The 25,917-nt window shown below is 52.3% G+C and carries 28 protein-coding genes; 13 read left to right on the top strand and 15 right to left on the bottom strand.

The window, feature by feature from the left end; genetic code table 11:
- Positions 1-51 precede the first annotated feature (51 nt).
- The 6 genes from ACR2TX_RS17985 to waaA all read left to right on the top strand — a co-directional run bounded on the left by ACR2TX_RS17985 (position 52) and on the right by waaA (position 5,168).
- On the top strand, positions 52-1,425 hold the full coding sequence (locus tag ACR2TX_RS17985) for a flagellar hook-length control protein FliK (RefSeq protein WP_434130409.1): 1,374 nt from the start codon (positions 52-54) through the stop codon (positions 1,423-1,425).
- Positions 1,426-1,699: 274 nt separating this feature from the next.
- A complete protein-coding gene (gene rpsF / locus ACR2TX_RS17980) occupies positions 1,700-2,110 on the top strand; it encodes a 30S ribosomal protein S6 (protein ID WP_086134757.1) in 411 nt (136 codons plus the stop codon).
- A 57-nt stretch (positions 2,111-2,167) separates the two neighbouring features.
- Positions 2,168-2,395, top strand: a complete 228-nt coding sequence (gene rpsR / locus ACR2TX_RS17975) for a 30S ribosomal protein S18 (protein ID WP_077732549.1) — start codon at positions 2,168-2,170, stop codon at positions 2,393-2,395.
- A gap of 199 nt (positions 2,396-2,594) precedes the next feature.
- Positions 2,595-3,338, top strand: a complete 744-nt coding sequence (locus tag ACR2TX_RS17970) for a hypothetical protein (protein ID WP_077732550.1) — start codon at positions 2,595-2,597, stop codon at positions 3,336-3,338.
- Positions 3,339-3,392: 54 nt separating this feature from the next.
- Positions 3,393-3,839: a 50S ribosomal protein L9 gene (gene rplI / locus ACR2TX_RS17965; protein ID WP_077732551.1), complete on the top strand. Its 447-nt coding sequence runs from the start codon at positions 3,393-3,395 to the stop codon at positions 3,837-3,839.
- Between the two features lie 60 nt (positions 3,840-3,899).
- Complete coding sequence (gene waaA, locus ACR2TX_RS17960; protein ID WP_434130407.1) at positions 3,900-5,168, top strand: lipid IV(A) 3-deoxy-D-manno-octulosonic acid transferase; 1,269 nt, start codon at positions 3,900-3,902, stop codon at positions 5,166-5,168.
- Position 5,169: 1 nt separating this feature from the next.
- Here the strand turns inward: waaA and ACR2TX_RS17955 are convergent, their stop codons facing one another.
- Positions 5,170-7,932 carry a bifunctional diguanylate cyclase/phosphodiesterase gene (locus ACR2TX_RS17955; RefSeq protein WP_077732553.1) on the bottom strand — a complete coding sequence of 921 codons (2,763 nt, stop codon included), beginning with the start codon at positions 7,930-7,932 and terminating at the stop codon, positions 5,170-5,172.
- A gap of 353 nt (positions 7,933-8,285) precedes the next feature.
- Between ACR2TX_RS17955 and ACR2TX_RS17950 the strand changes: the two genes are divergently transcribed.
- From ACR2TX_RS17950 to ACR2TX_RS17940, 3 genes are all read left to right on the top strand, one after another.
- Positions 8,286-9,749 carry a mannose-1-phosphate guanylyltransferase/mannose-6-phosphate isomerase gene (locus tag ACR2TX_RS17950; RefSeq protein WP_086134758.1) on the top strand — a complete coding sequence of 488 codons (1,464 nt, stop codon included), beginning with the start codon at positions 8,286-8,288 and terminating at the stop codon, positions 9,747-9,749.
- Positions 9,750-9,778: 29 nt separating this feature from the next.
- On the top strand, positions 9,779-10,870 hold the full coding sequence (ychF, locus tag ACR2TX_RS17945) for a redox-regulated ATPase YchF (RefSeq protein WP_077732554.1): 1,092 nt from the start codon (positions 9,779-9,781) through the stop codon (positions 10,868-10,870).
- Between the two features lie 283 nt (positions 10,871-11,153).
- Positions 11,154-11,381 (top strand): hypothetical protein, encoded by a 228-nt coding sequence (locus ACR2TX_RS17940; protein ID WP_434130405.1) that lies wholly within the window; start codon positions 11,154-11,156, stop codon positions 11,379-11,381.
- A 193-nt stretch (positions 11,382-11,574) separates the two neighbouring features.
- On the opposite strand, the gene ACR2TX_RS17935 is transcribed toward ACR2TX_RS17940, so the two are convergent.
- The 7 genes from ACR2TX_RS17935 to ACR2TX_RS17905 form a co-directional block, all read right to left on the bottom strand.
- Entirely contained in the window at positions 11,575-12,099 is a 525-nt protein-coding gene (locus ACR2TX_RS17935; RefSeq protein WP_434130403.1) for a HEPN domain-containing protein, read from the bottom strand.
- Positions 12,100-12,102: 3 nt separating this feature from the next.
- On the bottom strand, positions 12,103-12,531 hold the full coding sequence (locus ACR2TX_RS17930; RefSeq protein WP_434130402.1) for a hypothetical protein: 429 nt from the start codon (positions 12,529-12,531) through the stop codon (positions 12,103-12,105).
- 162 nt (positions 12,532-12,693) lie between these two features.
- Positions 12,694-12,963, bottom strand: coding sequence for a DUF262 domain-containing protein (locus ACR2TX_RS17925; protein ID WP_434130400.1), 270 nt, complete (start codon positions 12,961-12,963; stop codon positions 12,694-12,696).
- Positions 12,964-13,597: 634 nt separating this feature from the next.
- Positions 13,598-13,924: a hypothetical protein gene (locus ACR2TX_RS17920; RefSeq protein WP_133716007.1), complete on the bottom strand. Its 327-nt coding sequence runs from the start codon at positions 13,922-13,924 to the stop codon at positions 13,598-13,600.
- 325 nt (positions 13,925-14,249) lie between these two features.
- Positions 14,250-15,014 (bottom strand): HvfC family RiPP maturation protein, encoded by a 765-nt coding sequence (locus ACR2TX_RS17915; protein WP_086134761.1) that lies wholly within the window; start codon positions 15,012-15,014, stop codon positions 14,250-14,252.
- Entirely contained in the window at positions 15,007-15,852 is an 846-nt protein-coding gene (locus tag ACR2TX_RS17910; RefSeq protein WP_434130398.1) for an HvfB family MNIO-type RiPP peptide maturase, read from the bottom strand. The genes ACR2TX_RS17915 and ACR2TX_RS17910 overlap by 8 nt, the downstream gene beginning before the upstream one ends.
- Positions 15,853-15,882: 30 nt before the next feature.
- Positions 15,883-16,206, bottom strand: a complete 324-nt coding sequence (locus ACR2TX_RS17905; RefSeq protein WP_077732560.1) for an HvfA family oxazolone/thioamide-modified RiPP metallophore — start codon at positions 16,204-16,206, stop codon at positions 15,883-15,885.
- 417 nt (positions 16,207-16,623) lie between these two features.
- Between ACR2TX_RS17905 and ACR2TX_RS17900 the strand changes: the two genes are divergently transcribed.
- Positions 16,624-16,917, top strand: a complete 294-nt coding sequence (locus ACR2TX_RS17900; RefSeq protein ID WP_077732561.1) for a zinc ribbon domain-containing protein — start codon at positions 16,624-16,626, stop codon at positions 16,915-16,917.
- A 161-nt stretch (positions 16,918-17,078) separates the two neighbouring features.
- On the top strand, positions 17,079-17,852 hold the full coding sequence (locus ACR2TX_RS17895; RefSeq protein WP_434130397.1) for a response regulator: 774 nt from the start codon (positions 17,079-17,081) through the stop codon (positions 17,850-17,852).
- Between the two features lie 52 nt (positions 17,853-17,904).
- Here the strand turns inward: ACR2TX_RS17895 and orn are convergent, their stop codons facing one another.
- Positions 17,905-18,450 (bottom strand): oligoribonuclease, encoded by a 546-nt coding sequence (gene orn, locus ACR2TX_RS17890; protein ID WP_077732563.1) that lies wholly within the window; start codon positions 18,448-18,450, stop codon positions 17,905-17,907.
- Between the two features lie 172 nt (positions 18,451-18,622).
- On the opposite strand from orn, the gene ACR2TX_RS17885 reads away from it, so the two are divergent.
- Together ACR2TX_RS17885 and rsgA are read left to right on the top strand one after the other, a co-directional pair.
- Positions 18,623-19,867 carry a M48 family metallopeptidase gene (locus ACR2TX_RS17885; protein ID WP_077732564.1) on the top strand — a complete coding sequence of 415 codons (1,245 nt, stop codon included), beginning with the start codon at positions 18,623-18,625 and terminating at the stop codon, positions 19,865-19,867.
- Between the two features lie 8 nt (positions 19,868-19,875).
- The gene (gene rsgA, locus ACR2TX_RS17880; RefSeq protein WP_434112649.1) at positions 19,876-20,823 is read left to right on the top strand and encodes a ribosome small subunit-dependent GTPase A; all 948 of its coding nucleotides are present in this window, start codon (positions 19,876-19,878) and stop codon (positions 20,821-20,823) included.
- A gap of 138 nt (positions 20,824-20,961) precedes the next feature.
- Here the strand turns inward: rsgA and ACR2TX_RS17875 are convergent, their stop codons facing one another.
- From ACR2TX_RS17875 to lptM, 6 genes are read right to left on the bottom strand one after another with little or no spacing between them, the layout of a single operon-like run.
- Entirely contained in the window at positions 20,962-21,993 is a 1,032-nt protein-coding gene (locus tag ACR2TX_RS17875) for a DUF2333 family protein (RefSeq protein ID WP_077732566.1), read from the bottom strand.
- A gap of 56 nt (positions 21,994-22,049) precedes the next feature.
- Positions 22,050-22,973 carry a tyrosine recombinase XerC gene (gene xerC, locus ACR2TX_RS17870; RefSeq protein WP_086134767.1) on the bottom strand — a complete coding sequence of 308 codons (924 nt, stop codon included), beginning with the start codon at positions 22,971-22,973 and terminating at the stop codon, positions 22,050-22,052.
- Between the two features lie 5 nt (positions 22,974-22,978).
- Positions 22,979-23,692 (bottom strand): DUF484 family protein, encoded by a 714-nt coding sequence (locus ACR2TX_RS17865; protein WP_077732568.1) that lies wholly within the window; start codon positions 23,690-23,692, stop codon positions 22,979-22,981.
- Positions 23,689-24,519 carry a diaminopimelate epimerase gene (gene dapF / locus ACR2TX_RS17860; protein WP_086134768.1) on the bottom strand — a complete coding sequence of 277 codons (831 nt, stop codon included), beginning with the start codon at positions 24,517-24,519 and terminating at the stop codon, positions 23,689-23,691. Before dapF ends, ACR2TX_RS17865 begins: the two co-directional genes overlap by 4 nt.
- Positions 24,519-25,766 (bottom strand): diaminopimelate decarboxylase, encoded by a 1,248-nt coding sequence (lysA, locus tag ACR2TX_RS17855; protein ID WP_077732570.1) that lies wholly within the window; start codon positions 25,764-25,766, stop codon positions 24,519-24,521. Before lysA ends, dapF begins: the two co-directional genes overlap by 1 nt.
- A complete protein-coding gene (lptM, locus tag ACR2TX_RS17850) occupies positions 25,766-25,891 on the bottom strand; it encodes an LPS translocon maturation chaperone LptM (RefSeq protein ID WP_086134769.1) in 126 nt (41 codons plus the stop codon). The genes lysA and lptM overlap by 1 nt, the downstream gene beginning before the upstream one ends.
- Between the last annotated feature and the right edge of the window lie 26 nt (positions 25,892-25,917).

Genomic DNA, 25,917 nt, shown 5'->3' with positions numbered 1-25,917 from the left:
TTCTGGCATTCGACTTGCTGACCATGGTCATGCGAACTCGGAATTTATGACATGAACATCAATACTTCTATTACTTCAGTGTCGGCCGCGCCGACTTCCATTCTTGAATTGGTCCAGCTTGTCGGCAATACCTCGCCGGAAAGCAAAGCGGACCCGGCCGCCTTTCTCGCGGCGCTGGTCAGGCAATTTGAAGCGATGAAGGGGAACACGGGATCCAATGGGACCGGAGAAAGTCCTGAAATCGCCGCCGCGGAAACGAACGAAACAGGCGCGGATCCGCTGCAGGAGCTTCTCCAATATGTATCCAATCTCGAAGCATTTTCCGATCGGCAGTTCCAAGACTATTCGGGTGCGGAAGTGTCAGGCGGCAACGGCTTGCCGGCGGAAGGCAATTCGTTGCCTAAGACCGTGCCGCCTGATGAGGATCTGGAGTCTGAAAACGAAAACCGTGCGGCCGATCCGCTGTTGGCGACACTCGCCGCCCATGGGATTCCGTTGACATCCTCTCGGCAGGCCGAATCTTTAGGTTCTGAGAGCGGAGAAGCATTCACCTCGCAGGACGAACTCATTCATACGAGCCAAGAGCTCCGGACCAGCGAGTTAGCCGATCATGGTGAATCCCGTTCGGACGACAACCTTGGCGTAGGGCTGCGCGGCGAGCAATTCTTCTATCAATCCCAAGGCGAAGAAAAGGGGTTGACGCCTGCAGAAAAGGGCTTATCCGGAATGGCGTCATCTGGAGTGAAAGAGCCGGGTGCGCTCCTGGCGCAATTGCTTACCGCTGAATCGGACGGTCAGGATTCGACCAAGCGTGGAGCCGGTGAAAGTCTCTTTTCGCAGTTCGACAAGTACATGTCACCGCCGACCGCCGTTCCCGCCGAGGGAGTCCAAAACTCGATCGAGACCGGTTTTCCGTTACAAGCGGTTCCTTCGGCATCTCAGCTCACCACGGTTGTTGCCAACGATTCGATACCGGCATTGGATAAGCCTTTGAATCAAGCTGGATGGCAGGAAGGACTGGGAGAACGCATCCTATGGATGACCGATAAAGGTCTGCAGACGGCCGAAATCAGGCTCAATCCTGCACACTTAGGACCTCTGGAAATCCGTATCCAGATCGATCAAGACCAAGCGACGGTCCATTTCGCGACCCATCACGCTTCAGTTCGGGAGGCCATCGAGGCCGCTGTACCCAAGCTACGCGAAATGCTCGGCGCTCAGGAGATTGCGCTGGCCGACATCAATGTAACGGCTCCGTCGGGATTGTCCGATGAAAGAGGGCAGCCCTTCGATTTCAATCAACAGTCAAGTTTTGGCGATCGGAGCCAGCCTTTTTCGGAGCATGTTTCGACTCAAGAGGAAAATGGCCCCACAGACTCAGATCGAGCCACGGCGGTTAACGGCTTACTCAACTTATACGCATGAATCTTATTGTGCCTTTGCCGTTACGCAACAAAGAAGGCCGAGTGTCGGTTGTGGGGACGTCGGCTCGGCTCAGAAAAATGTCGAGAATCCGATCCGCGATGCCGATCGATTCAAAGTATATTCACGGCTATCGTTCTCTCTCACAGCAATTCATTGACTTGTAAGCTCACGGCGATCGCATTACAATCGCTGATTCTGGTTGGCAGCTCAAAAGGCCGCCACTCCTTGCCTTACCGTCGTGTGCGGAAGGCTGTTTAACCCATAAGGAGCATACATGCGACATTATGAGATCGTTTTTATGGTTCATCCGGACCAAAGCGCGCAAGTCCCCGCCATGCTGGATCGTTATCGCACCATGATCGAGTCCAGTGATGGAAAAATCCATCGCCTGGAAGACTGGGGGCGTCGCCAATTGGCCTATCCCATCAATAAGGTTCATAAAGCACACTATGTGTTGATGAACATCGAATGCGACCAGCAGACCCTTGATGAACTGGAGAGCGGGTTCCGCTTTAATGATGCCGTTTTGCGCAGCTTGACGGTTCGTCGTGAAGAGCCGGTAACCGAACCCTCGCCGATGGCAAAAGCCGGCCAGTCCGAACCCGAAGCGGAACGAGGCGAAGAAGTCGCCGCGAACGCCGACGAAGAGGGTGGCGACGAAGCCGAGGCTTCATCGGATACCTGAGGCTGCAAGCCAGTTTCAGGTCGCGTACGACAACCTTAATCAAGAAATAGGTCTTCTATGGTTCGCCAATTCAAGCGTAAGAAATATTGCAGATTTACCGCCGAGGGCGTTAAAGAGATCGATTACAAAGATCTCGACGTACTGAGGGAATATATCTCGGAGACAGGCAAAATCGTCCCGAGTCGGATTACGGGAACAAAGGGAAAATACCAAAGGCAACTCGCCACTGCTATCAAGCGGGCTCGTTTTTTGGCGCTGTTGCCGTATACCGACGCCCACAAATAAGTGAGTTTAGTTCCGGCGGAAGCGCGGCCTGATTATGCGCACGTTGGCCGCTTTTATCATGAGAGGAAGGGTGCAAGCCGTATTTGCGGCCTGCACCCTGGCTCTCGTATCTTGGGTCGTTCCGTTTCTTAGCCTATTAGCTGCGGCAGCCGTAGGCCTCCCCACACTGCGAAAAGGCGTATACGAGGGTGGCCTTATAATGGCGGCATCCATCGTGGTTTTGGGTGCTCTAGGCGGGGCTCTTATCGGCAGCATGGCCGATGCGGTTGGTTACGGGCTTCTCCTTTGGGTTCCGATGTGGCTAACAGCAGCGATTCTCCGAGAATCGGGCAAGCTATCGACCGCTTTGGGATTTGTGTCGATCATGGGCATTCTCATGGTGACCGCGGTCTATTGGCTTCATCCGGATCCTTCGTCCATTTGGATGGAAGGTTTGGAACGGTTTTTCAAACCGTTGATGGATGGCGCTTCTCCGGACTTGGATGCGGATCAGCTCTGGAACGACTTCTCGGCGGTGGCCGCACGTTACATGACCGGGATCGTGTCCGCTAGCCTGGTGATTAGCCTGATGCTGGGTTTATTGATCGCCCGATGGTGGCAATCAGCGCTTTTTAATCCGGGCGGATTCCGTTCAGAATTCATAGAACTCCGTATGCACGCGGCATTTCCCTATTCCGGGATAGGGGCGCTGATAGTCGCTGTTACGGCGAATGGAGGAATGGCGGAGCTCGCTTTGAATTTGAGCCTTCCGCTTTTCGCGCTATTTCTGTTGGTTGGCTTTTCGGTGCTTCACGCATTGGTATCCCGCAGCAAATCGTGGAAAGCTTGGCTAGTCGGAACTTATGTAGCGCTGTTATTCATTCCTTATATTATCGTGCCAATCGCATTAGTCGGGTTGAGCGACCTTTGGTTTGATTGGCGAGAAAGGCTATCGCCAAGCTGAGCTGAACTATTGCTGTCATTATTAGAACGCTAAAAACTATCGAGGCATTCGACGATGGAAATTATTCTTTTAGAAAAGATTGCGGGTCTAGGGAATCTCGGCGACAAAGTTGCCGTCAGACCCGGTTATGGCCGGAATTATTTGATTCCACAGGGCAAGGCGGTCGCGGCTACTGCCGAAAAATTGGCTGAGTTCGAGAAAAGACGTGCCGAGCTCGAGAAGAAAGCCGCTGCGGACTTGGCTGCGGCTCAAGCTCGAGCCGAGGCTATTGGTAAACTAGCCGTAAAGATCGCTCAGAAAGCGGGCGAAGAAGGACGGCTATATGGCTCCGTCGGCACAAAAGATATCGCCGAAGCAGTGACGGCCGCCGGCGTGAGCATTCAGAAACACGAAGTACGCTTACCGTCGGGCCCTATCCGCCAAGCGGGCGATTACGAGATCACCGTGCAGCTGCACGGCGATGTCGTAGCCAGTGTGGCGCTCTCGATTGTCCCTGAATAAAGCCGAAGCGCGTCCACATGGCCTGTAAAGCCATGTGGACCCTCGCCCCCTGCTAGCCTAGTGAGGCTAATCTACTCAGCGCTGTTCTATTTCCTTGCGCCAGCCATCCTTGCGCGCCTCTTCTGGCGGGCCCGTAAGGAGTCAACTTACTCCCAGCGCTGGCTCGAAAGGCTGGCCGTCTATGATTCCGAGCCGGAATCCGGCGTGATTTGGTTCCACGCCGTTTCCGTCGGCGAGGCCGAAGCCGCGTTTCCTCTGATTCGTGCGGTTAAAGATCGTTTTCCGGCAAGTACCATACTCGTTACGGCGACAACACCGACGGGTTCCGCGCGAATAAAAGATGTTTTAGGCGAAACAGCAAAGCATGTTTATTTGCCTTATGACTTACCCGATTGCGTAAATCGGTTTATCCGGCATTACAGTCCGATACTCGCGGTCGTGTTGGAGACGGAAATCTGGCCGAATCTATATCGCGTCTGCGGACTGCGAGACATACCCCTCGCCATTGTTAACGGTCGCCTATCCGAAAAGTCGGCGCGCGGTTACCTCAGGCTTCGTTCCCTAACGCGCGAAAGTTTATCTCACGTCCGGTTGATCGCCGCTCAGACACCGGAGGACGCCAGACGATACGTGGCGATCGGTGCCGATCCGAATTCCGTTGCCGTAACCGGCAACATCAAATTCGACACGGAACTCCCGACCGAAGCGCAAGATCGAGCCAAAGCTCTGCGAGACACGCTTTTCGGTAAACGCCCGATTTTTATCGCGGGTAGTACACACCCCGGCGAAGAAAGCCAAATTCTAAGCGCTTTCGACAGGCTTCGTAGCCAATTCCCTGAACTGTTACTGGTGCTCGCGCCACGACATCCCCACCGCATCGCCGATGTCGTTGCGGAGTGTGAAAAGATGGGCCTGGGGATCCGGCTCAGGAGTGAGAGTGAGCCTTGTGACGAATCCATCGACGTCTTCTTGCTCGACACACTGGGGGAATTGCGCGTTTTTTACGCCGCTTCCGATGTTGCCTTCGTCGGTGGCAGCTTGGCGCCCATCGGTGGCCACAATGTGCTCGAACCGGCCATTGCAGGGGTGCCGGTCTTGTTCGGCCCACACATGTTTAATTTCGCCGATATCGCTTGCAAGCTCAAAGAGAGCGGCGGAGGAATCGAAGTGAAGAACATTGAAGAGTTAGCCCTTTGGACAGAGCGCCTGCTAACTGACGAATGTCTTCGTAGCGAGGTCGGCGAAAATGGGAAACGCTTCGTTTCGTCGAATCAGGGAGCTGTGGATCGAATAGTCGAACAACTCGGTTTGTTGATCAGCAATCCTTAGTTCAATCGCCCGCCAGCGGTGCCGGGCGCCCGATAAAATAGCCCTGTGCCATATCGACGCCCAACTCGCCGAGTGCAACAAGAGTAGCTTCGTTCTCCACGCCTTCGGCGATCACCTCGATATCGTTCCCATGGGCAAGTGTCGTGATAGCCGAGACGAAGGCTCGATCCTGCGGGTTATCGATTAGGTTGGTCACATAACTCTTGTCGATCTTCACGAATTTCACCGGTAGATGTCTCAAATAAGAGAAAGAAGCGAACCCCGCGCCGAAGTCGTCTATCGCGAAACGGAAGCCCAGAGTGGCGAGATCTTCCATGATTTCTTTTGCTGTACCGAAGTCGGCGATGGCGGCCGTCTCGGTGATCTCGAAGATTAATTGCTCGGGCTTTAACACATTGTTTTTTAGGGCCGATTTTAAAGCCACAGTCCAATCGCGATTGGTCAACGCGGAGCCTGAAAGATTCACATGGACAGCTCCTGCGGGAGCCCGTTCAGCAAATTCGGTTAGCAATCGTATGTTTGCTTCAACGGCATAGCGGTCGATTTCGTTGATTAGACCCGTAAGCTGAGCGAATTCGAGAAACTCTGCTGGCGCGACCAATGAGCCGTCAATCCGTTTCAGACGTATTAATGATTCGAAAAAACGGATTTCACGCCCCTTGATGACGGCAATCGGTTGATAATGAAATACGAGCCGGCGCGCCGTAAGCGCTTCCTGGATGGCCTGTTTCCACAACGTCCGTTCGCTGATACGCTGCTTGGATTGATCGTCATAAGAAAATAAATGGACCCGGCCGCGACCGCGATCTTTCGCTTGATACATCGCGAGATCGGCATTCGCCATGACCTCGTCCATCACGGTTCCATGCTCGGGAATCATGGCGATACCGATGCTTGCCGAAATCCGGAAGATTTTTTGCTGGATTTTGAGCGGTTGTTCGGTGAGTCTTTGATTCAGAAGATTGGCGAATGCCAATGCACCTTCCGCGGTCTGACTAGGCATGAGAATGGCGAACTCATCGCCTCCCAGTCTCGCTGCGATATCAGTCTTGCGCACGCGATTTTTCAGTTCCTGCGCGATTTTTCGAAGTAGGGCGTCACCGGCGAGATGCCCGCTGGTGTCATTGATGTCCTTGAAGTGGTCAAGATCAAAAAGAAGGATGGCGGCTCGCGTGCTGTTTCTATCCGCTTCGATAAATTGACGCTCTAATTCCTGTTGGAAACGGTGACGATTATATAGGCCGGTCAACGGGTCATGGTTCGCGAGCCAAATCATACGGTTTTCCGCTTCGACTCTATCCGTAACGTCGAGACCGACCGACAGAATCGCAATGCCCTCCGGGTTATTTTCATGGAGCCGGGTGTGCACCCAGACCACGAAGCGGCGCGTCCCGTCTTTACACAGTAATTCCGCCTCGTGCTGCAGACGTTTCCGTTGCCCATTCCATAATCCGAGCAGTGCCTGCTCCAAATCGTCCCCGATTTTGCTTTCCAAAATTAAGGAAAGAAAATCCTTGCCGCTAAGGTCGCTTTGGCTATAACCGGTAATCTGTATGACAAAGTCGTTAGCAGTAAGAATTCGCCCTTGACTTGTTTGGGTCAGGATAATGACCTGCGCAGTGTCCAATAGCCCTTGAACGAAATCGCGCTCGGCGGCCAGTTCGGTGGTCTTGTGCGTTATTGCCTGTGCTTGCTCCTCAAGTTGGTGGGACAGAGTCAATGCTGTTGCACTCAGAATCGTGATTTCATCGTTGAGTCCGGATGCCCGATGGGCAAGCCGCTGTCGAGCTTCCTTATAGGCGCCTTGTGCCAACATCGGTAGGGTGTCGGCCAGCCGGCGAAGCTGACGGATCGGCAGGCGCATTAATAGAAGCAACAGCAGCTCAGCCGTTAAGAGGCTCAAACCGCTCAGCAAAATACCGTCACGGGCAGCTCGCCTAATGTGACTCACCTGAGCGGTGACGTCGCTTATCATCAGAACCGATCCTTCCGCTTGAAGCAGATTCTTCAACGGCATGACATCGATCGCATAGTAGCGTCCTTTCCAAGTATGAATGTCCTCACTCGCCATAACCGGATTAGGTAAACGCTCGGACAGCTGCTTCAGAAATGGAGCGAGGAGGTCCAAGTGGGTGAGGGCGGCTATCCTCATAGACCACTTAGGGATAGAGTAGGCATTGTCTTCCGTGCCATTCGCGATCAAGATCCCCAGGTCTGAACCGGTCAATGAGCGGTGTTCGACTACGAGCTGCGCGATAGATTGGGTAAGACTGAACACGCCAACGACCTGTCCCTGGGACAAAACCGGTTGGTATGCGTTTAGAGTGCAATGTTGGGCGCACGACAACAACGACAAGGGCTTTTCTTCCTTGAATACCTGTAAAACCGTAGCTTGCTCTTCTGGACGCGGCGCCTGCGCCGGCGCAGGAGTACCCCCCCATTGCCAGAATCGCTGTGCATTCGGCTTAAACAATGCAAGACGCTCGATGTCCAGATCGTACTGAAAATCGTTGAAAACGTTAGCGGCTTGCCGTAATCCCGCATAGTCCTCTCCGGTCAAAGCAGAAGCAAAGCCGCCGACCGAGGCTAGCAAAGAGCCGATTTGCTGCAAACGGGAAGTCGAACGGTCCAGCAAGTCTTGAACTTGTCTGCTTAGCAAACGTCTATCGAGTTGGCGCTGCTCCTGAAATTGGTACTCGAGATAGAAATAATTCAGAATGGCGAAGGCGCTGCCAATTCCGACGATCATGATGCTGAGAAACAAAAAACCTTTCCAAAAAAGGCTCAGGAAGGGTGATCGTGGTTTGGAACTAGCCCGAGCCTGCCCAGCCGAAAGACGCGCCGGATATGATTTCGGTCTGGCAGTACTACCGAATTCGGGTCCGTTGAAAATTTTTCGAAGTGCCAAGATTTTGAACTGAATTGAGAGAACGGGCTTAGGCGTTTATCCGGATAACCTTTTTTCAGTATAACCCATGTAATGATAATCAATCGTTTGCCGCCTCGCTCTTTCGTGACGAATGGAAGTACAAGTCACCTGTGAGCAACTGGGATGGCTAGGATTCAGCCGCCTCGTTTATACTCTTGTACTGATCAGACGATTTTTACGGAAAGCTCATGAAGATATCTGTTCAGGCTGTGGTTTTATCTGGAGGGGCCGGTACTCGATTATGGCCATTTTCACGGGAAGCTTACCCAAAACAATTCCTCCCGCTTGTCGGAGATAAAAGTCTCTTTCAGGAAACGATTTATCGGGTCATTAGCATGGGCGCTCAGGAGGGCCAGTTAGAGTTACTGTCGCCCTTGGTCGTCTGCAACGAAATGCACCGGTTTATCGTGGCAGAGCAGCTTAGACAGATGGGCTTGGACCGAAGCGCTATTCTTCTTGAGCCTATCGGAAAAAATACCGCGCCGGCAGTGACTCTTGCAGCTTTGTACGCTTTAGAGGATGAGTGCGATCCCGTTTTGGTGGTATTACCCTCCGATCATCACGTAGAAAATGTCGCAGAATTTCAGGCGCGAATGTCGAAAGCCGTGGAACTGGCTGCCAAAGGTGACATCGTCACGTTCGGCATAGTGGCTCAAAAGCCGGAAACAGGCTTTGGTTATATTCGGCGCGGGGCTGACATTGAGCAGGGCGTATTCGTTCTAGATGGGTTTACGGAAAAACCGGATGCCAAAACGGCTGCCGATTATCTCGCGTCCGGCCGCTATTTCTGGAACAGTGGGATATTTATCATGCGGGCCGGAATCTGGCTTGACCAAATTAGTCGTTGCCAGCCTGCAATCTTTGACGCTTGCAAGGCGGCATTGTCGGCCAGCAAACGTGACGGTGATTTCATACGTGTCGACAAGGACGCATTTGCACAATGTCCTAGTGACTCGATCGATTACGCTGTCATGGAAAAGCTGAACACCGCGGCGGAGGAGGTGCCTAGAGGCGTCGTATTGGCGCTGGACGCGGGTTGGTCGGATCTTGGATCGTGGCCGGCGCTCAGCGAAGTGAAGCCTGCGGATGATTCCGGCAACGTCGCGATCGGCGATGTCTTTCTCAAAGATACGAGAAACTCGTTGCTGTATTCGCAGAACCGTTTTTTGGCCACGGTCGGTATAGAAGACGTTGTAGTGATCGAAACCACGGATGCCGTTTTAGTGGCCCACAAAGATAGAGCTCAGGATGTTAAGTCGATCACGGAGTATCTCAAGAAAGCCAATAGATCGGAGCACGTGTTCCACGCGAAAGTTCACAGGCCCTGGGGTGATTATGAGTCGATCGATAACGGCTCTCGTTATCAGGTAAAACGCCTTACGATTAAGCCTGGCGCGACTCTCTCGCTACAGATGCATCACCATCGCGCGGAACATTGGATCGTCGTCAAAGGCACGGCGCAAGTGACGCGCGGTGAAGATACCTTTCTTCTCACCGAAAACGAGTCCACTTATATCCCGCTCGGCATTAGGCATCGCCTTGAAAATCCGGGCACAATTCCTTTGGAAATCATTGAAGTACAATCCGGAAGTTATCTCGGCGAGGACGATATCGTTCGGTTCGAAGACCGATACCATCGCCTCGAATCTTAAATACTACAGACTCTATAAATTATTCACGTATGACGCTTCACTGCGGAATCGTGGGTTTGCCGAACGTCGGCAAATCCACCTTGTTTAATGCACTGACAAAAGCAGCCATTGCGGCGGAAAATTATCCTTTTTGTACCATCGACCCAAACGTCGGCGTGGTTCCCGTACCGGATCCCCGATTGGACGCACTGGCCGAAATTGTAAAGCCGGAGCGCGTTGTACCGACGACCATCGAATTTGTCGATATTGCAGGCCTGGTAGCCGGCGCGTCTAAAGGGGAGGGGTTGGGAAACCAATTCCTCGCGCACATTCGAGAGACCGATGCCATTGCCCATGTCGTCCGCTGCTTCGAAGACGAAGATGTTGTGCATGTGGCAGGAAAAGTCGACCCCATTTCGGATATCGAAATCATCAACACAGAGCTGACTTTGGCCGATCTAGCTACGGCCGATAAAGCTTTGCAGCGTGTATCGAAATCGGCGAAATCCGGAAGCAAGGAAGATTTAGCAAAGAAGCAGCTGATTGAGAAATTGCTGGAACATCTCGATTCCGGTCAACCGGCACGAACTCTGCCGATGGAGGAAGAGGCCAGAGCGTTTGTTCGCGACCTGCATCTTCTTACGATGAAGCCGACGATGTACATCGCCAATGTACGCGAGGATGGATTCGAAAATAATCCCTACTTAGACCAAGTACGCGCCTTCGCAGAAAAGGAGGGGGCTGTGGTCGTGCCGGTTTGTGCAGCTTTCGAAGCTGAAATAGCGCAACTGGAAGATGATGAGAAAGGAGACTTTTTAAAGGAAATGGGATTGGAAGAACCGGGCTTGAACCGTGTCATTAGAGCCGCGTATCGACTGCTCAACCTGGCGACTTACTTTACGGCCGGAGTTAAGGAGGTACGGGCTTGGACCATCCCGATCGGAGCGACGGCTCCCCAAGCTGCGGGTGTAATTCACACGGATTTCGAACGCGGCTTCATTCGCGCCGAAGTCATTGCATACGATGACTTCATCGGCCATCGAGGCGAACAAGGCGCCAAAGATGCTGGAAAGTGGCGCCTCGAGGGAAAGGACTACGTCATGCACGATGGTGATGTAGTTCATTTCCGCTTCAACGTTTGAGTCTTAATTTAGTAAACGGCATTAGTCATCGAGGCACGCGATAGCAGTGTCGATCGATCTGTTTGTTGGAAGCGGTTCAGAAATGGGAGCCGCTTTCAACACTATGTATTTAGCCCGTGGTTTCTGATTTAACATAATATACATTATGCGCTATTGCCGTCATTTCATGGCCAGGCCAGCGTTACCACAATCCGCGCCGCGAAGCAGTGAGCTAGTTCACTGCGCCACCCAAAGCACACCTTCATATCTCGCATGCTCCTTCAATCCAGGAGCATGCATTCCAATGAGAAGAAAAAGAAACTCCGAGTTCTACCGGCTGCGCGGGTATTTGTTTTTGGACATCCCAACCGCCGCACGCTGGTTCGAGGTCACGGAACGGACCATCCGCAATTGGGACCAGAAAGGTGCACCGCGTCTGGTCATGCGGCTATTACAGGAACAGGACCGCCGGCTATCGAGCTGGCATCCCGATTGCGAGGTTTCCGGATCCGCCCGGGACGGGAAACTCTAACCCGAAAAAACGGCTGAAACCAATTTTGTCGGGCTTTGTCCGAAACTGAATCGCCTGCACAGCGATCTTGTGCAACTAGCTTTTCCAGTTTTTTGGCCCAGAGAGCCAATTGACACCTAACGCTGGAATGATTTGTTCAGCGTCAAAATGGCGGTAACGTAGTATGAGCACCGAGTCATTGAGTAATCGGCGGTTAGCACTCTCTAAGGAATGTGCTAAGACCTTCCACAAACAACAATGCCAGGCTATAGAGTTCATATATTTCCTCCAGTGTCTTCTCTAGAGAAAATGATGCGAAGTCCTGATGCACAAGCTTATTTCGCTCGTTGCCAACCTCAAGAAAGGCGCGAACGGATCTCTTAAGTTCTTCAGATTCCTTGATCCGATCGACCATCTTCTGCTTAAAGTCGCTACCGAACAGGCCGAAAAATTGGTTCGCATTTGTGTCATCCCATTTGAACCACGTATGGTACTGACGGGATACAGCTTTATTCTTCACAAAGGCCACCACAAGGCCTGATCCATTCGCACGCTCATCCACAAACTCCAACACGCATGACGAAACACGATGCTCGAAGTAGCTAGCGGCAGCCAGGATAAGAGCTTTTCGAAAGCTATCTCCTGCAGCAACGGCGAGCGATGGCTCACTTATCCCAAGGGTGTGGATAACAGAAACCGACTCGTCGTAAAGACGATCAACAGGCGTCGAAGAACCCATAAATTAAAATTCCCCAAGAATCTGGGAAGCCCGATCAAGTCTGGCTTTTACATTCTTGGTTTGCGTCGTTCCTTCGATCATTGCGTCAAGGAATGCTTTATCACTCTCTAAATTCGCCAATCGATCTGGCGACAGCTTTTCCGAAAGCATCCTGTTTTCCGAAAAGGCTTTACTACAAACTGCAGCGAAGGTTGCCTCATAAAGTGCGACATTGAACCGTCCGCTTTTCTTGTTTAAGAAAGCGTTATCTGATAGATCAGCGCAAGCGCCAATAGACGATACCAAGAGGTCAGAAAGGAACTTATTTTGCGTCTCATTATAGCTTCTTGCCTTCCGAGAGAACTGGTTTAGAAATTTGACCATGGAAGGTGCATAGTTATGGCGGTCTATCAGGAACGCGAAACCTCGCAGCAAAACTTCAACATCTTTCATGTGAAGATCTGGGTTTTTGTTACCAAGCAGGCGTCGCCACTCAGAAAGTGAGTTTGAGCGATAAAGCATCTCGAAGCGATTCGCTCAATTTCAATCGGAAGTTTTCAAAGTAATTGTCATCATGGATGATGCTTTCCGGTATTTTCCCGTGCTCATCAAAGATCACTCGAAGCTCTGCCCGTCTATCCTTTCTTGGAAATCGCTGCTTGATGAAATAATAAATCGACATAGTGATTCAATCAGCTTAGAGGCTCGGCCGATATCCCATACATAGTTGCGCTGAAAGCCGGGTATACGGACGGCCCCAGACTCAAGGAAGCTTTGTATGGTTAGGACATTGAAGTCATTTGGTGCGGCTGTAATGTCATATTCCTCCACTTGCAGATCATCCGCATCCTCCACGTAGTCTTCAAACCAAGTGGAATTGTTCATGTCCGACATTTAGTTCTCCTGGTGTAGTAAACGACATAATCATATCCGGGCTGCGTAATAGTTTATCCGCGAAATTATTACCAGCTGAGTTTCTTGACGCCCAACATCAAGTCGATATCGAAAACGCGGTCGAATCCAGATCAAAAATAGGCAGCATCTTTCATGGCGTCAAATTATGCCCAAAGGAAGACATTCCTCATTTATCGCCGCCGCGGTGACCAACCACCACCCTCATCCAAAACCTAAAAAGTCCCCCCATGGGACAAAGTGCCCGTGTTACAAGCATGGGCACTTCAAAAATGGTTCACGGGCATCCGGGGCGATCGATACTAAATAAAGGTAAGCCGTAGCAGGCGACGTCACCTATCGGCTCATCGGAAAGGCGGGGCTGGGAGGTGGCTCTTCAAACATTTTCGGTCGGACTTGTCGGCGGGTCCCAATTCCACGCTGATGTAAATCTCGTCGCCGGTTGGATCTTTAGTCCATGGAACATCGTCGGCCAGGTCTTTCTGACCAGATTCCATACGAAATCAACTGAACCGACAGAGGAAACTGACCAAGCCCGCCAATCGATCCCGTCATGGAGTAAATTCTTGGTCGCCAACGGAAGTTCGTCATAACCAACGATCGGCCGTTAATTTTGAGTTACGTAACGATTCGACTTCAGGTTGGAAATCTCAAGTCCCGCATCATTCAACAGCTTAATTACATCCGCCAACTCGCTTTGAACCTGGATCAGTTCCCGCTGCACCGATTCAAGCTCGGCTTTCATCCGCTCAACTTCATGCCCACCAGTCCCCTTCCCTTTTTCGTCACGTAACGCCTGTAATTCGGCCTGCCTCTTGGCTCGCCATTCCGCCTGTCGCTGCGCATTGGTTTTTGCTTGACCAGTTGCAGGACGCCCCCGTCGACGTTGCAAGGGGGCACTTTTAACGGGCTGCTTATCAGTCTGGTCTTTCATTTCTCGTTACTAACGGCATTTAGCGAAGGCAGTTCTATTATAGTTACGTAACGACTAATTTCAAATATTTTTCATTACGTAACACCTATCGTTTACCGCAGTTGCGACGTCGGACAGGAAGAGACGAAATGCGCCGATATCCAGCCCGAGCAGTAGAACTCGGAGCGTGAAGCCTTGTTGTGACAGCAAGAAAATCGGAGAAACTCCAATGCCAGGAAAAATCCGATCGGGAGCGGAGGAGGCGCCGGTTAAAACGTTTTTTAGTGAGAGGGACAGCTTGGATGCTCGAAGCGCGGAACTCCCCCGCAAATCGAGTGGGCGTTCGTTATCGGCAAATCCCGATGACGCCACGCTCCGAAAGCGATCGCAGGATCTCAGCGCCATGGCAGGCTAAAGCTTGAGGATCTGAATGCCCGATTTCCGCTGCCAACTTGAAGAGGCAATCGATCCCCCGCATCTCTTCTTCTTGTTGAAGAATCTGCAGGAGCCGGCACGTTACGGGGCTAATTTCCAAGAATTTCACCGTATCGGCACGGTCGCGATACACGACAAGACAAGTGGGCTGGTCCGGAGGTTCGCTCGGCTGCTGCCCCGGGCCGATTTTGTGTACGGGGAATTGGTAAACCAAGGGCCAGGCAAGTTCCGACAGGTGGAACGTTTGCTCCAGCGGGTCATCAGCCGAGTCGATATTTCCTTGTGGCACCTCGCCTTCAGCGATGACTAAAGCCAACTCGGTCCACTCGTAATGCGCGAGTTCCAGCAAATATGGCGGATCGCTAGGGCGGCTTATGTATTCATTCTGGAGATAATCCAGAAATTCTTCGGCTATTTCGGCAAAGTATGGCGTTTTACTTCGATGCCTTGCATAGAACGCCTGAACTAAAGCAAGCCAATCAGTCTTGCTCAAGATACTCTTGAGCACCGGAAAACCAGTTGCGAGAAAGTTCTCGATGTTGTTGAAGAACAGTTCTCGGTAAACCTTCATCCGTTCCGGCGCGGGTCCGCACGGAGGTGGATTTTGATGTGGTTCACGAATATATGCGGCAAACGCATATTGTATCTGTTGGAATGGAGCGATCTCGTTAGCCATAACGCCGAACAGGTTGCGACGATGCAGCCGTCTGAAGCGCTCGAATCCGTTGAACTTCAGAAAGAAGTTCGGATAAAGCAGGAATGTTGAAATCCCGCTCTAAAAGAGTCGGAAACACGCCGAATTTCTCATAAGCCATGCTCAGCAATCGCCAAACCGGGTCTATAACGGTCGCGCCGTGGGTGTCGACCAGAAAATCAACCGCCTCGACGTAGTGCCCCGCTACATGGGCATAGGCGATACGATGCGCCGGTATCGCGCTCAAAAACGCTTCCGCATCGTAGCCGTGGTTAACGCTGTTGACATAAATATTATTGATGTCGAGCAGCAGGTCGCAGTCAGCTTCTTCAAGCACCGCGTTGAGGAAATCGATTTCTTCGAGCTCTTTGCCCGGTGCGGCGTAATAGGAAATGTTTTCGATCGCTATCCGCCGCTCGAGAATCTCTTGAGTTCTGATGATGCGCTCAGCTGTGTATTTGACCGCTTCTTCCGTAAATGGAATCGGCATGAGGTCGTACAGATGGCCGTCATCTCCACAGTAACTCAGATGTTCGCTGTACAGGCGAATATGATGCCGGTCGAGGAAAGTCTTGAGCTCGGTGAGAAATTCTTCGTCAAGCGGCGCAGGACCACCCAGCGACAGGGATAATCCGTGACAGACGAAGGGAAACCGCTCGGTTAAGGTTCGTAGCTGTTTTCCGAGCTTCCCCCCTATTCTCATCCAATTTTCCGGTGCGATTTCGTAAAAATCGACCGATTCCGGCAGATGCTCGGTAAGCGGGCCAATGAAGGCCCGCCTAAGACCGAGCCCGGCGCCTTGGATGGCGAAATTCTTCATGTTCCCCGGAGGGTGGCAACACGAAGTCGCTTATTGTGGTTTCGTTTCCGTGCTGGGAGGCTGCGCTTGATCCGTTTTCATACCTGCACATTTGCCTTCCATTGCTTTTTTCTCCTGCTCCTGGCTTTGTTTTTTCATGGCGCCGCAATTCATTTCCTGGGATTTCATCATTTGCCCGCCGCATTTCCCCTCGCCGCATACCATTTCTTTTTGCTCCTTGCCGGCCTCTGCCACCTGCAGATAGCCACTATCCAAGTCTTTAATTCCAAATGGGTTTTCGGACGCATTAGCGACAGCGGACAAGGATGTTACGACAGCGGCTCCCATTACGGTTTTTAATACTCTTTTGCTCATTGCCTCTTATTCCTCTCAATCGATTTCGAATTGTCGAGCGCCACGCGCGCCAAACTGTTAGACATCAGGATTCAACAAAGCGGCAGGTCATTCTCCAGGACGGCACGTGCCGGGACGATATCTCCGTGTCAGACTTTGTTAAGTCCGTTATTCTCACACAATAAGCGAAAATTGTGCACTCTATCAGCCCTGAACCGCCGCCTTTTTCCTAAGCTGACGGTGCCAATTGGCCATCACGTTTCTCAGTTGCTGATGAAAATCTCGAAGTAATAAAGGGAACTGTGGCCGGAATGATATGGTCAGCAACTGAGCATTGAGCTATTCTCTCGATTCCATAATTCTCGATAAAGCAGACGCCTTAAAGAAGTTAAAGGCGCTTTCTGACAGGTAGACATAAAGACAAGTTCTGGGGCATGTATGTATTGTCAACATTGCGGAAAAGAGATTAAAGACAAAGCAGTGGTTTGTACGGGGTGTGGCCATCCGGTCGACAGCGTCGGAGACGTCGAAGGCAAAACCGTGGCAGGCGAGCCTTGGAATCTCTTGATGATGAGCGGTTTGATTGTTGCCACCTTGTTTGTGCCTCCGGTTGGCCTCGTCTTTGGGATAATGGGCCTGATGGATGAGGCGAAGAAGGTTCAAGGGGCGATTCTCACGACTATAGGCGTTTTCATGACCCTCCTTATGGTCGCGATCATTCTCGGTTTGTAGGTGTTCGGTAAGCCGCGAAAATAATTTCGCCAGATTATCTCGGCGCTTTTAATTCAATACATCGATTTTCGATCCGTCTGCCAGAACTCATTCGACCGGCTAACTTATTCTTGAACCCTGCTTTGATTATCCTGTCATAAATCTACGCGAAGGGCCTTGGGGTGTTCCGCCAAAAGAACTTCCTGGTTGTCGATGATAATGAGATCAACCGCATTCTCCTGACAACGCAGCTTTCCGATTTGGGCGCGCATGTCATCGAAGCAGGCAGCGGCATCAAGGCAGTCGAGAAAATCCGGACACACTATTTCGACTTGATTTTTCTCGATCTGCGCATGCCGGGAGTAAGTGGCTTCGACGTAATACAAGCCATTCGGATGGACGCTGAGTTTTTTAATCGAAATACGCCGATAATCGCAGTTACCGCCCATGCGCTTCCTCAACAGCGAAAGGAGATTCTCGAAGCTGGATTTTGCGACTGTCTGATCAAACCCATCTTGGAAGACCAGCTTTTGAGAGTCATCGACACCTGGCTGGGCGTCAGTGCAGGCCCATCACCTCGCACCACCCTACCCTCTGCCGATTCGTATGATCTTTATCTCGATGCGATCATCGAAAAAACCGGTGGTGACCGGGCACTAGCCGAAAAGCTCATGCTTAGACTGGCTCAAGAACTGCCTGAACAGCTAGCCGACGTGGAAAAAGCACTCTGTGATGATAATTACCGCCAAGCCAGAGAAATTACCCACAAGATCAACGGATCAGCGAGCTTCTGTGGTTTGTTTGGCATCAGAAAGGCAGCTAGCGAATTAGAAACCGCTCTGGTGGCATCACCGTCGCGTGACACCCTTCGCGAGTATCTCCGGGCAATGGAATGCGAGATCGGAGCGTTTCTCTCAAAGAAAATGGGTCTCGTAGGTGCATTGAATAATTCGTGAAGAGATTTTTCTCGGCACAAGCATTTGTAAATCCAACGGCGGGGAATATGCCTCAAAGCTTAAAGAGGTATTTCCGGTAGTATTGGAGTTCTGCAATCGATTCCAAAATATCGTCGAGAGCCCGATGCGAATTCTTTTTTCTAAATCCTTCTTTGAGATGTGGTGCCCAGCGCCCCGCCAACTCCTTCAGAGTCGATACATCGAGATTACGATAATGGAAATAAGCTTCCAATTCCGGCATCCATCGTGCGAGGAACCGCCGGTCCTGACAGATACTGTTGCCGCACATCGGCGATGCTCCGGCGGGTACCCACTGTTGCAGAAATGAGAGCGTAAGCTTTTCGGCATCCGATTCGGCCGTGCGGCTCTCCCGGACCCGATCGATTAATCCGGATTCCCCATGGTGTTTCTTGTTCCAATCGTCCATGCGAGCAAGCGCTTCATCGCTTTGAAAAATCGCCAATACCGGCCCCTCAGCCAAAACATTCAAATCTTTGTCGGTCACCACCGTCGCAATCTCGATAATATGGTCAGTTTGAGTGTCGAGGCCGGTCATCTCCAAGTCTACCCAGATGAGGTTTTGTGAATCTTGTGCCATGAACGTTCCTTTATTATGGAGGGAATGATGGTGATGGGACTCATCGCAGTTATGCTCTAAGCTCCGCGTGAAAACGGCGAGCTAAGGGAGTCATTAACCGAGAAATCTTGTCAGGGATTTTACCAAAGGCTAAGCTGTAAAGCCGATATAGAGAAACCAAGCCCCTAATCCGATGAACATGTTCACTGTCCTATTTCTCGTGACGCTCGCCCTTGCCTTTGCTATCGAGTGGTGGCTGTCGCATCGGCAGTTGGCTTACGTCCGCACTCATAGGGATGCGGTTCCCGACGCGTTCAAAGACACCATTTCGCTAGAGGCGCATCGGAAAGCGGCAGATTACACGATAGATAAAGCGCGCTTGGCAAACGTCGATCGAATAGTCGGCTTGGTGATCTTGTTGCTGTTTACACTCGGTGGCGGCATCGACGTCGTGAATCGATTTTGGGCAGGCTTCGAGTTGTCCCCCCTCGTTACGGGGATCGCCGTGATTCTCTCAACGATGCTTTTGATCAACCTGTTCGAGCTGCCCATAAGCCTCTATCAAACTTTCGTGATCGAGGAGCGCTACGGCTTTAACCGCAATACGCCCAAACAGTTCATCACCGATCTATTGCTCCAAACCGGGTTAAGTTTGGCTATCGGCGGACCTTTGCTCGCTTTGATACTGTGGATCATGCAGAGCGTGGGAAATTATTGGTGGCTCTTGGCGTGGTCGATCGTGATGGGGTTTTCCATTCTGATGAGTTGGGCCTTTCCTACTTTCATCGCACCTTTGTTTAACAAGTTCACGCCGCTCGAAGATGAGACGCTGAAAAAGCGCATCGAAACTTTGCTGGACCGGTGCGGCTTTCAAAGCAAGGGTATCTTTGTAATGGACGGCTCACGTCGGTCCGGGCATGGAAACGCCTATTTCACTGGAATTGGAGACAGCAAGCGTATCGTTTTCTTCGACACCCTGATCAATTCTCTAAATCATGATGAGTTGGAGGCGGTATTGGCTCACGAGTTAGGCCATTTTCGGCGTAAGCACGTATTGAAAATGCTTGTTGCGAGCGCGCTGATTACACTTACCGGCTTCGCCCTGCTGGGGTGGCTAAGTGGACAGGACTGGTTTTACAGTGGCCTTGGGGTAAGCAGCCAATCGAATGCTCTTGCGCTTCTTCTATTTATGCTGATCGCACCGGTATTCGCCACGTTTTTGCAACCGATCATCGCTTATTTTCAACGACGCCATGAGTTCGAAGCAGACGACTTCGCGGCTTATTACACCAGGCCGATCTATCTCATCAATGCCCTCGTCAAGCTCTATCGCGACAACGCCAGTACCTTGACGCCGGACCCCTTGTATTCTGCCTTCCATTACAGCCATCCCCCCGCGTCGATTCGTATCGCTAACTTGTCGGCCAAGTCTTCATAAGACTGCAGATGAATAGAGGGCGGAATAGCAGAACCGTTACGTCAAAATCTGCTGCTCCGGGCTCTCCGTTCCGTGAGGGGCTCGTGATCGCTCACCTAGGCCAAGGCTTGGCCGTCGAAGGATCACCGGGTGACATAATCCTTTGCCACACCCGGAGGCGCTTGGGCTTCGCCACAGTGGGAGATCGTGTGTTGTGGGAGCCGAGCGAAGGGAATCTAGGGCGGGTTGTGGAAATTCTACCCCGCCGAAACGTACTGACCCGCCCTGGCCATAACGAAACCATACGTCCGGTGGCCGCCAATCTCGATCGGGTTTTCGTGGTCGTTGCCGCCGAACCGGAACCCGATTGGTTATTGGTCGATCAATATCTGGCCGCTTGCGAGCGCCGAGATCTCCGCGCAGCATTTATCTTCAATAAAGTCGACCTACTCCCGAGCCAGGCGGTGGGGGAAGGCTTATTGGCTGATTATCACGGAATCGGCTATGACTCCTTTCTAGTCAGCGTCAGGACCGGCGAAAGGCTCTCCGAGTTGCGAAAAGAGCTTATCGGACAATGCAGCATGCTGGTCGGACAATCGGGCGTAGGCAAATCATCGCTCACGAATGCGCTATTACCGGATAAGCAACTCCAGACACGAACGCTTTCGGAAAAGACGAGTTTGGGTCGGCACACGACGACCACGGCAACCCTTTACCATCTTCCAGATGGGGGAGACCTCATCGATAGTCCGGGAGTCTCGGTCTTCGGTCTGGCTGAAATGAGCATTCGTGACCTGGCATCGGGCTTTCGGGAGTTTCGTCCGTGGATACCCCGTTGCCGGTTCAACGATTGCAGGCATATCAATGATAAAGGCTGCGCCGTGCGGGAAGCAGCGGAGACCGGCGCCCTGCCCTATGCTCGCTATGAGCGCTATCTAAAGCTCATTGAAAAGCTTCCGCCATCGCAAAGACCATAGCGGAAGTCGAAAACTGCCTGTAACTTGGGGCTCTTACGCGTTCGGATGTTCAGGCATTTTTTGAGGGGTATCGTCGATCGATTAGCCGCAAGGCCTTTACTGTGCCGCGTGGAAGCGTGACCGAGTCCAAAACGACAATTATCCTTGCTGGAGGAGACTGCGCAAGTCGATAGTCGCGGCGTTGGCTCTAGCAATGTAGTTAGCCAAAGTGAGTGAATAATTGGCGAATAAGCCAAAACCGCCACCGTTTAGAATGACCGGGCTCAAATATGTGGCTTGGCCATCCTCGAGTTCATGAGTAATTTGCTGCAGCGTCACCGAAGCGGTTTTATTGCCGAGAATGTCCCTGAAATCGAACTCGATGGCTTTGAGAATATGCATCGCCGCCCAAGTATAGCCGCGTGCTTCGAAGAAAACGTCGTCGATAATCAGCCAAGGCGTCCTGGTGACGACGGTACGACGCTCATCGGCACTGACTTGCCTGGTGTCGCCCGCACTGGCACTTAAACGATTGGAAAGGCTACCCAACCGTTTTTCCAACACCTCTAAATATTGGCGCAGATTGTCGGCACGGGAATAAAAGTTCGCGTCACGTTTCATCAAACGCAAGCGGTAACTTTCAAGTGCCTCGATTCCTTTTTCGTATTCCGACTCGGATGAAGGCAGCTGCCACGATTTGTGATCGAAATAGAAAAAAGGCTCGGCTCTTGCCAGATCCGGATCTTCTCGTGACTGGGTTTGAGCCCGTGCGATATGGTTACGGAGTGCCGTGGTCGCGTCGCGCAACGCCGTAAGAGCGCCGTACTCCCAGGAAGGAATGTTGTCCAACAAAACCCCGGGTGGAAAGACGTCGTTAACCAAAAGACCGCCCGGTTTCCTTAGCAACGTGTCCCCGATTTGCACAAGAGCGGAGGCATACGTGTATCCGAGAGGCAATTCTTTTGGATTCTTGACATTCCCGTGCCTTGCGGCTATTTCGAGTACGTCGAACTTACTGGGTTCTTTACTCCAGTACCATGAAACGGCGACGAAAATCAGCACGACCACAACCGCTAACGCACCGATTACCCAAATGAGCCCTTTTTCGGTCGTCGTTTTGGGGGTGAATACTCCCTTAATTCGCGAACCGAGTGATTCCGGCCGACTTTCGGTTTGTTCTGGCACTGACATGAATAAAGCCCTTTAGCGGTTCCCCGAATCAAACCATTATAGCGTAAAGGTTCTGCTTAAGTCACAGAAGAACCCGGACGCCGCCTTTTCGCACGAGGATGTGACTGATCGTATACGGCCGCCAAATGCTGAAAATCGAGATGGGTGTATATCTGCGTGGTACTGAGATTGGCATGTCCAAGTAATTCCTGCACGGCCCGCAAGTCTCCGCTGGACTCCAGTATGTGGCTCGCGAACGAATGTCTGAGCATGTGCGGATGCACGTGTTCAGGCAAGCCCAGCTTGCGTTGCCAGCGTTCAAGGCGCAACTGAACCGTTCGACCGGCGATTCGGTTCCCTCTCTTGCTGACGAACAACGCCTTCTCTCCGGCGTGCGCGTAGCGAGATCGCAAGACCAGCCAGCGCTCGATGGCTTGGCAAGCGCATTGACCGACCGGTAGGATGCGAGACTTCTGTCCCTTACCGTGCCTAACCAGCATGGATCCAGCGTTCAAATCCAGATCTTGAATTTCGAGCGAAACCAGTTCGCTCAATCGTAGGCCCGAGGAGTAGAAAAGCTCCCACATGGCCACATCGCGAATCTCCAGTTCGTCATCTTGCTCACCTTCCAAGAGCCCCGTCATTTGATCGGCATCCAATAGCGCCGGCAGTTTCCGCGGCGATTTGGGAGGACGTATTCCGCGTGCGACGTTGTCCGGAACTTGGCGTCGTTTCACCAAAAAATTGAGGAAGCTGCGGATCGCCGACAGTTCTCGTTGAAGGCTCCGGCTGCTCAGCCCCTCGATATGACGGGAAGCGATATGGTCCCGAACATGCCGAGGGATTAAAGCGTCCCAGCACGGTATGCCATGAACGTCGCAGTATCGCTTTAGCTGCACTAGGTCGCGTGAATAATTGGCCAAAGTATGTGGGGATACCCGCTGCTGAAATCGCAGAACATCGAGAAAATCGGTAACCTGCTGTTCCGCGTCTTTTTGCATCAAGATTACGTCGCTTCGCTAAGCAAAGATGCCAGTCGGGCGGAAACGACCTCCCCCAACTGCCCGAGAAAATGTAGTCCCATACCGGTTTGGAATCGGCTTGCGTCACGGCTGCCGATAGCGAGCAATCCCTTAAGTCCTGCATGTTGCAGGGGTATCAGTGCGTATGAGAGCACGCCGGAGGCGTTGTTGCCGAACATGTATTTGGCATGAACCGGGTCCGGCTTTCCGCAGTAGGGTTTTCCAGTCTCCAAGACCGATGCGAAAAGAACTAGCCCAACGTCGTCGGAGGGCACGTAAAGGCCGGCGATTGGGCTTTCGATGGATGGCTGCACAATTTTTACCGTGACGAAGTCGGCTTGAAAATACTCGTGCAGGCACCACGTCAGACTGCCTAAAGTGTCGTCTAGAGTCGCAGCATCGAGTAACGTCAGCGTCAATTGATGAATCCGCTGATGCAAGGCATCGTTATCGCGGGCGATTTGCAAGATATCGTTCAACTGTGATTGAAGTTGCCGATTGCTGTCCCGCAATAGCGAAATTTGGCGCGCCACCAGGGAAACTGCCTCCCCGCAGGGATGCGGCACCTTCAGCATTTCCAGCAAATCCAATTGATCGTAAAAAAAATCGGGATGTTGGCGCAAATAGGCCTCCACTTCGTCAGCGGAGATAGTCGTTTCTTTATGACGCTTTGGCGCCTTTGGAGTAATCAAGCTCATAATTCGATTTCGCCCTCGAACACGCGAACGGCCGGTCCAGTCATGAACACCGGCCTCCCCCGTCCTTCCCAAGTTATATTAAGGGACCCGCCAGGGAGATCAACTTGCACCGGACTGCTCAAATCTCCCTGCTCTATGCCAACAACTGTTGCGGCGCAAGCTCCACTGCCGCAAGCCAAGGTTTCTCCGGAACCGCGCTCAAAAACTCGGAGCCTAATGTGATGTCGGTTGATGATCTGGACAAAGCCGATGTTTGCGCGTTGCGGAAAAATCGGATGGTTTTCCAATAGCGGTCCTACGGTTTCGACCGGCGCACGATCTACATCACCGACCTTGAGCACGGCGTGCGGATTGCCCATCGATACAGCGCCGAACAGCCGCGGGTTTCCACCCACCATCACCTCATAAAGAACGGCCTCATCCGGAATGTCCAGCGGGATTTCGGCAGGAGCATGCCTGGGAACTCCCATGTTAACGGTCACGAGTCCATTATCTCGAAGGAGCAAGCACAATTGACCGGCGTCCGTATCGACTACGATTTCGCTTTTGTCGCACATGCCGTGATCGTGAACGAATTGTGCAAAGCAGCGGGCACCGTTTCCGCATTGCGCTACTTCGGAGCCATCCGCATTGAAGATTCGATAGCGAAAATCGGCGTTTGAATTGATCGGGGCTTCAACGACCAACACCTGATCGCAGCCGATTCCAAAGTGTCGGTCTGCAATATGACGGACCTTTTCCGGCGTCAATGAAACGCTCTGCCGCACGCCATCGATAACAACGAAGTCGTTGCCTAGCCCATGCATTTTGGTGAATTTCAGTGCCATCAGTCTACTACGTGCTCGCCCTGAAAAAGTTGCGCGGTGGTCTCCCGCTCTCGGATCAGGTGAGTCCGGCCTCCATCCACCATGACTTCGGCGGGCCGGGGGCGGGAATTGTAATTTGAACTCATGCTGAATCCGTACGCGCCTGCGGAACGGACTGCCAGCAGATCGCCCTCGGCGATCGAAAGCTCGCGCTCTTTGCCGAGAAAATCGCCGGTTTCGCAAACGGGTCCGACGATATCGTAGCGTTTTTTGTCCACGCTGCTTGCCGTTCGGACCGGCACGACTTCCTGCCACGAATCGTAGAGCGCTGGTCTAATGAGGTCATTCATAGCGGCATCGACGATGGCGAAGTTTTTCTCCTGATTGGATTTCAGGTATTCCACGCGGGTCAGCAAAACGCCGGCATTGCCGATAATCGCGCGGCCGGGTTCGATGAGAATCTCGTAATCCGTTTGCGCGAGCCGTCCCAACAGCGCAGACGCGTATTCGCGAGGCTCGGGCGGCTGCTCATCGCGGTAGCGTATGCCTAGACCTCCCCCTAAATCCAAGTGATGGAGGTTGATCCCCTGCTCTTTCAAGGTATCGACAAGCGCCAGAACTCGATCGAGAGCATCGAGGAAGGGCCTGACAGACGTCAGCTGAGAACCAATGTGGCAGTCGATGCCGGTAATTTCGAGATGCGGCATATCGGCTGCACGCCGATATTGATGCAGTGCTTCGCTGACGTCGATGCCGAATTTGTTTTCCCGAAGCCCGGTAGAAATGTACGGATGCGTAAGAGCGTCCACGTCCGGATTCACGCGCAGCGAGATCGGAGCTTTTACACCGAGTTCTCCGGCGATTCGATTTAACCGATCCAGTTCGCCCGGAACTTCAACGTTGAAGCAACGGATACCGACTTCCAGAGCGCGGCGTAGTTCATCTTCGCGCTTGCCCACTCCGGAAAAAACGATCTTCGCCGGCTCGCCGCCCGCCGCCAGTACCCGCTCCAATTCGCCGACGGATACGATATCGAAACCCGAGCCCAGGCGCGCTAAGACGTTCAGCACCGCCAGATTGGAATTGGCTTTCACCGCATAGCAGACCAAATGTGGCTCACCGGCGAAAGCGTCGTCGAAAGCCCGCCAGTGGCGTTCGATCGTGGCACGCGAATAGACGTAGCAGGGGGTCCCGTAACGCTCTGCGATGGCAGGCAGGGACACATCCTCGGCGTACAACGTACCGTCGTGATAATTGAAATAATCCATCAGCGCTGTTCTTCTTTCGAAGCAGGATCTTCGCTGGGTAGGTAAAGTGGTCCTTTCTGGCCGCAAGCGGAGAGGACGAGACTGAAAAAAATCAGCGGGAGGAGTGTTCGAAACGAAAGAGACATGATTTTTCGGTTTGCTGCGTCTTGTC

The organism is Methylocaldum sp. GT1BB (genome assembly GCF_051027545.1).
In the GTDB taxonomy this organism is placed as follows: Bacteria; Pseudomonadota; Gammaproteobacteria; order Methylococcales; family Methylococcaceae; genus Methylocaldum.
Note: the sequence above shows the minus strand (reverse complement) of the source record. Positions and strands in the feature narration are given on the sequence as shown.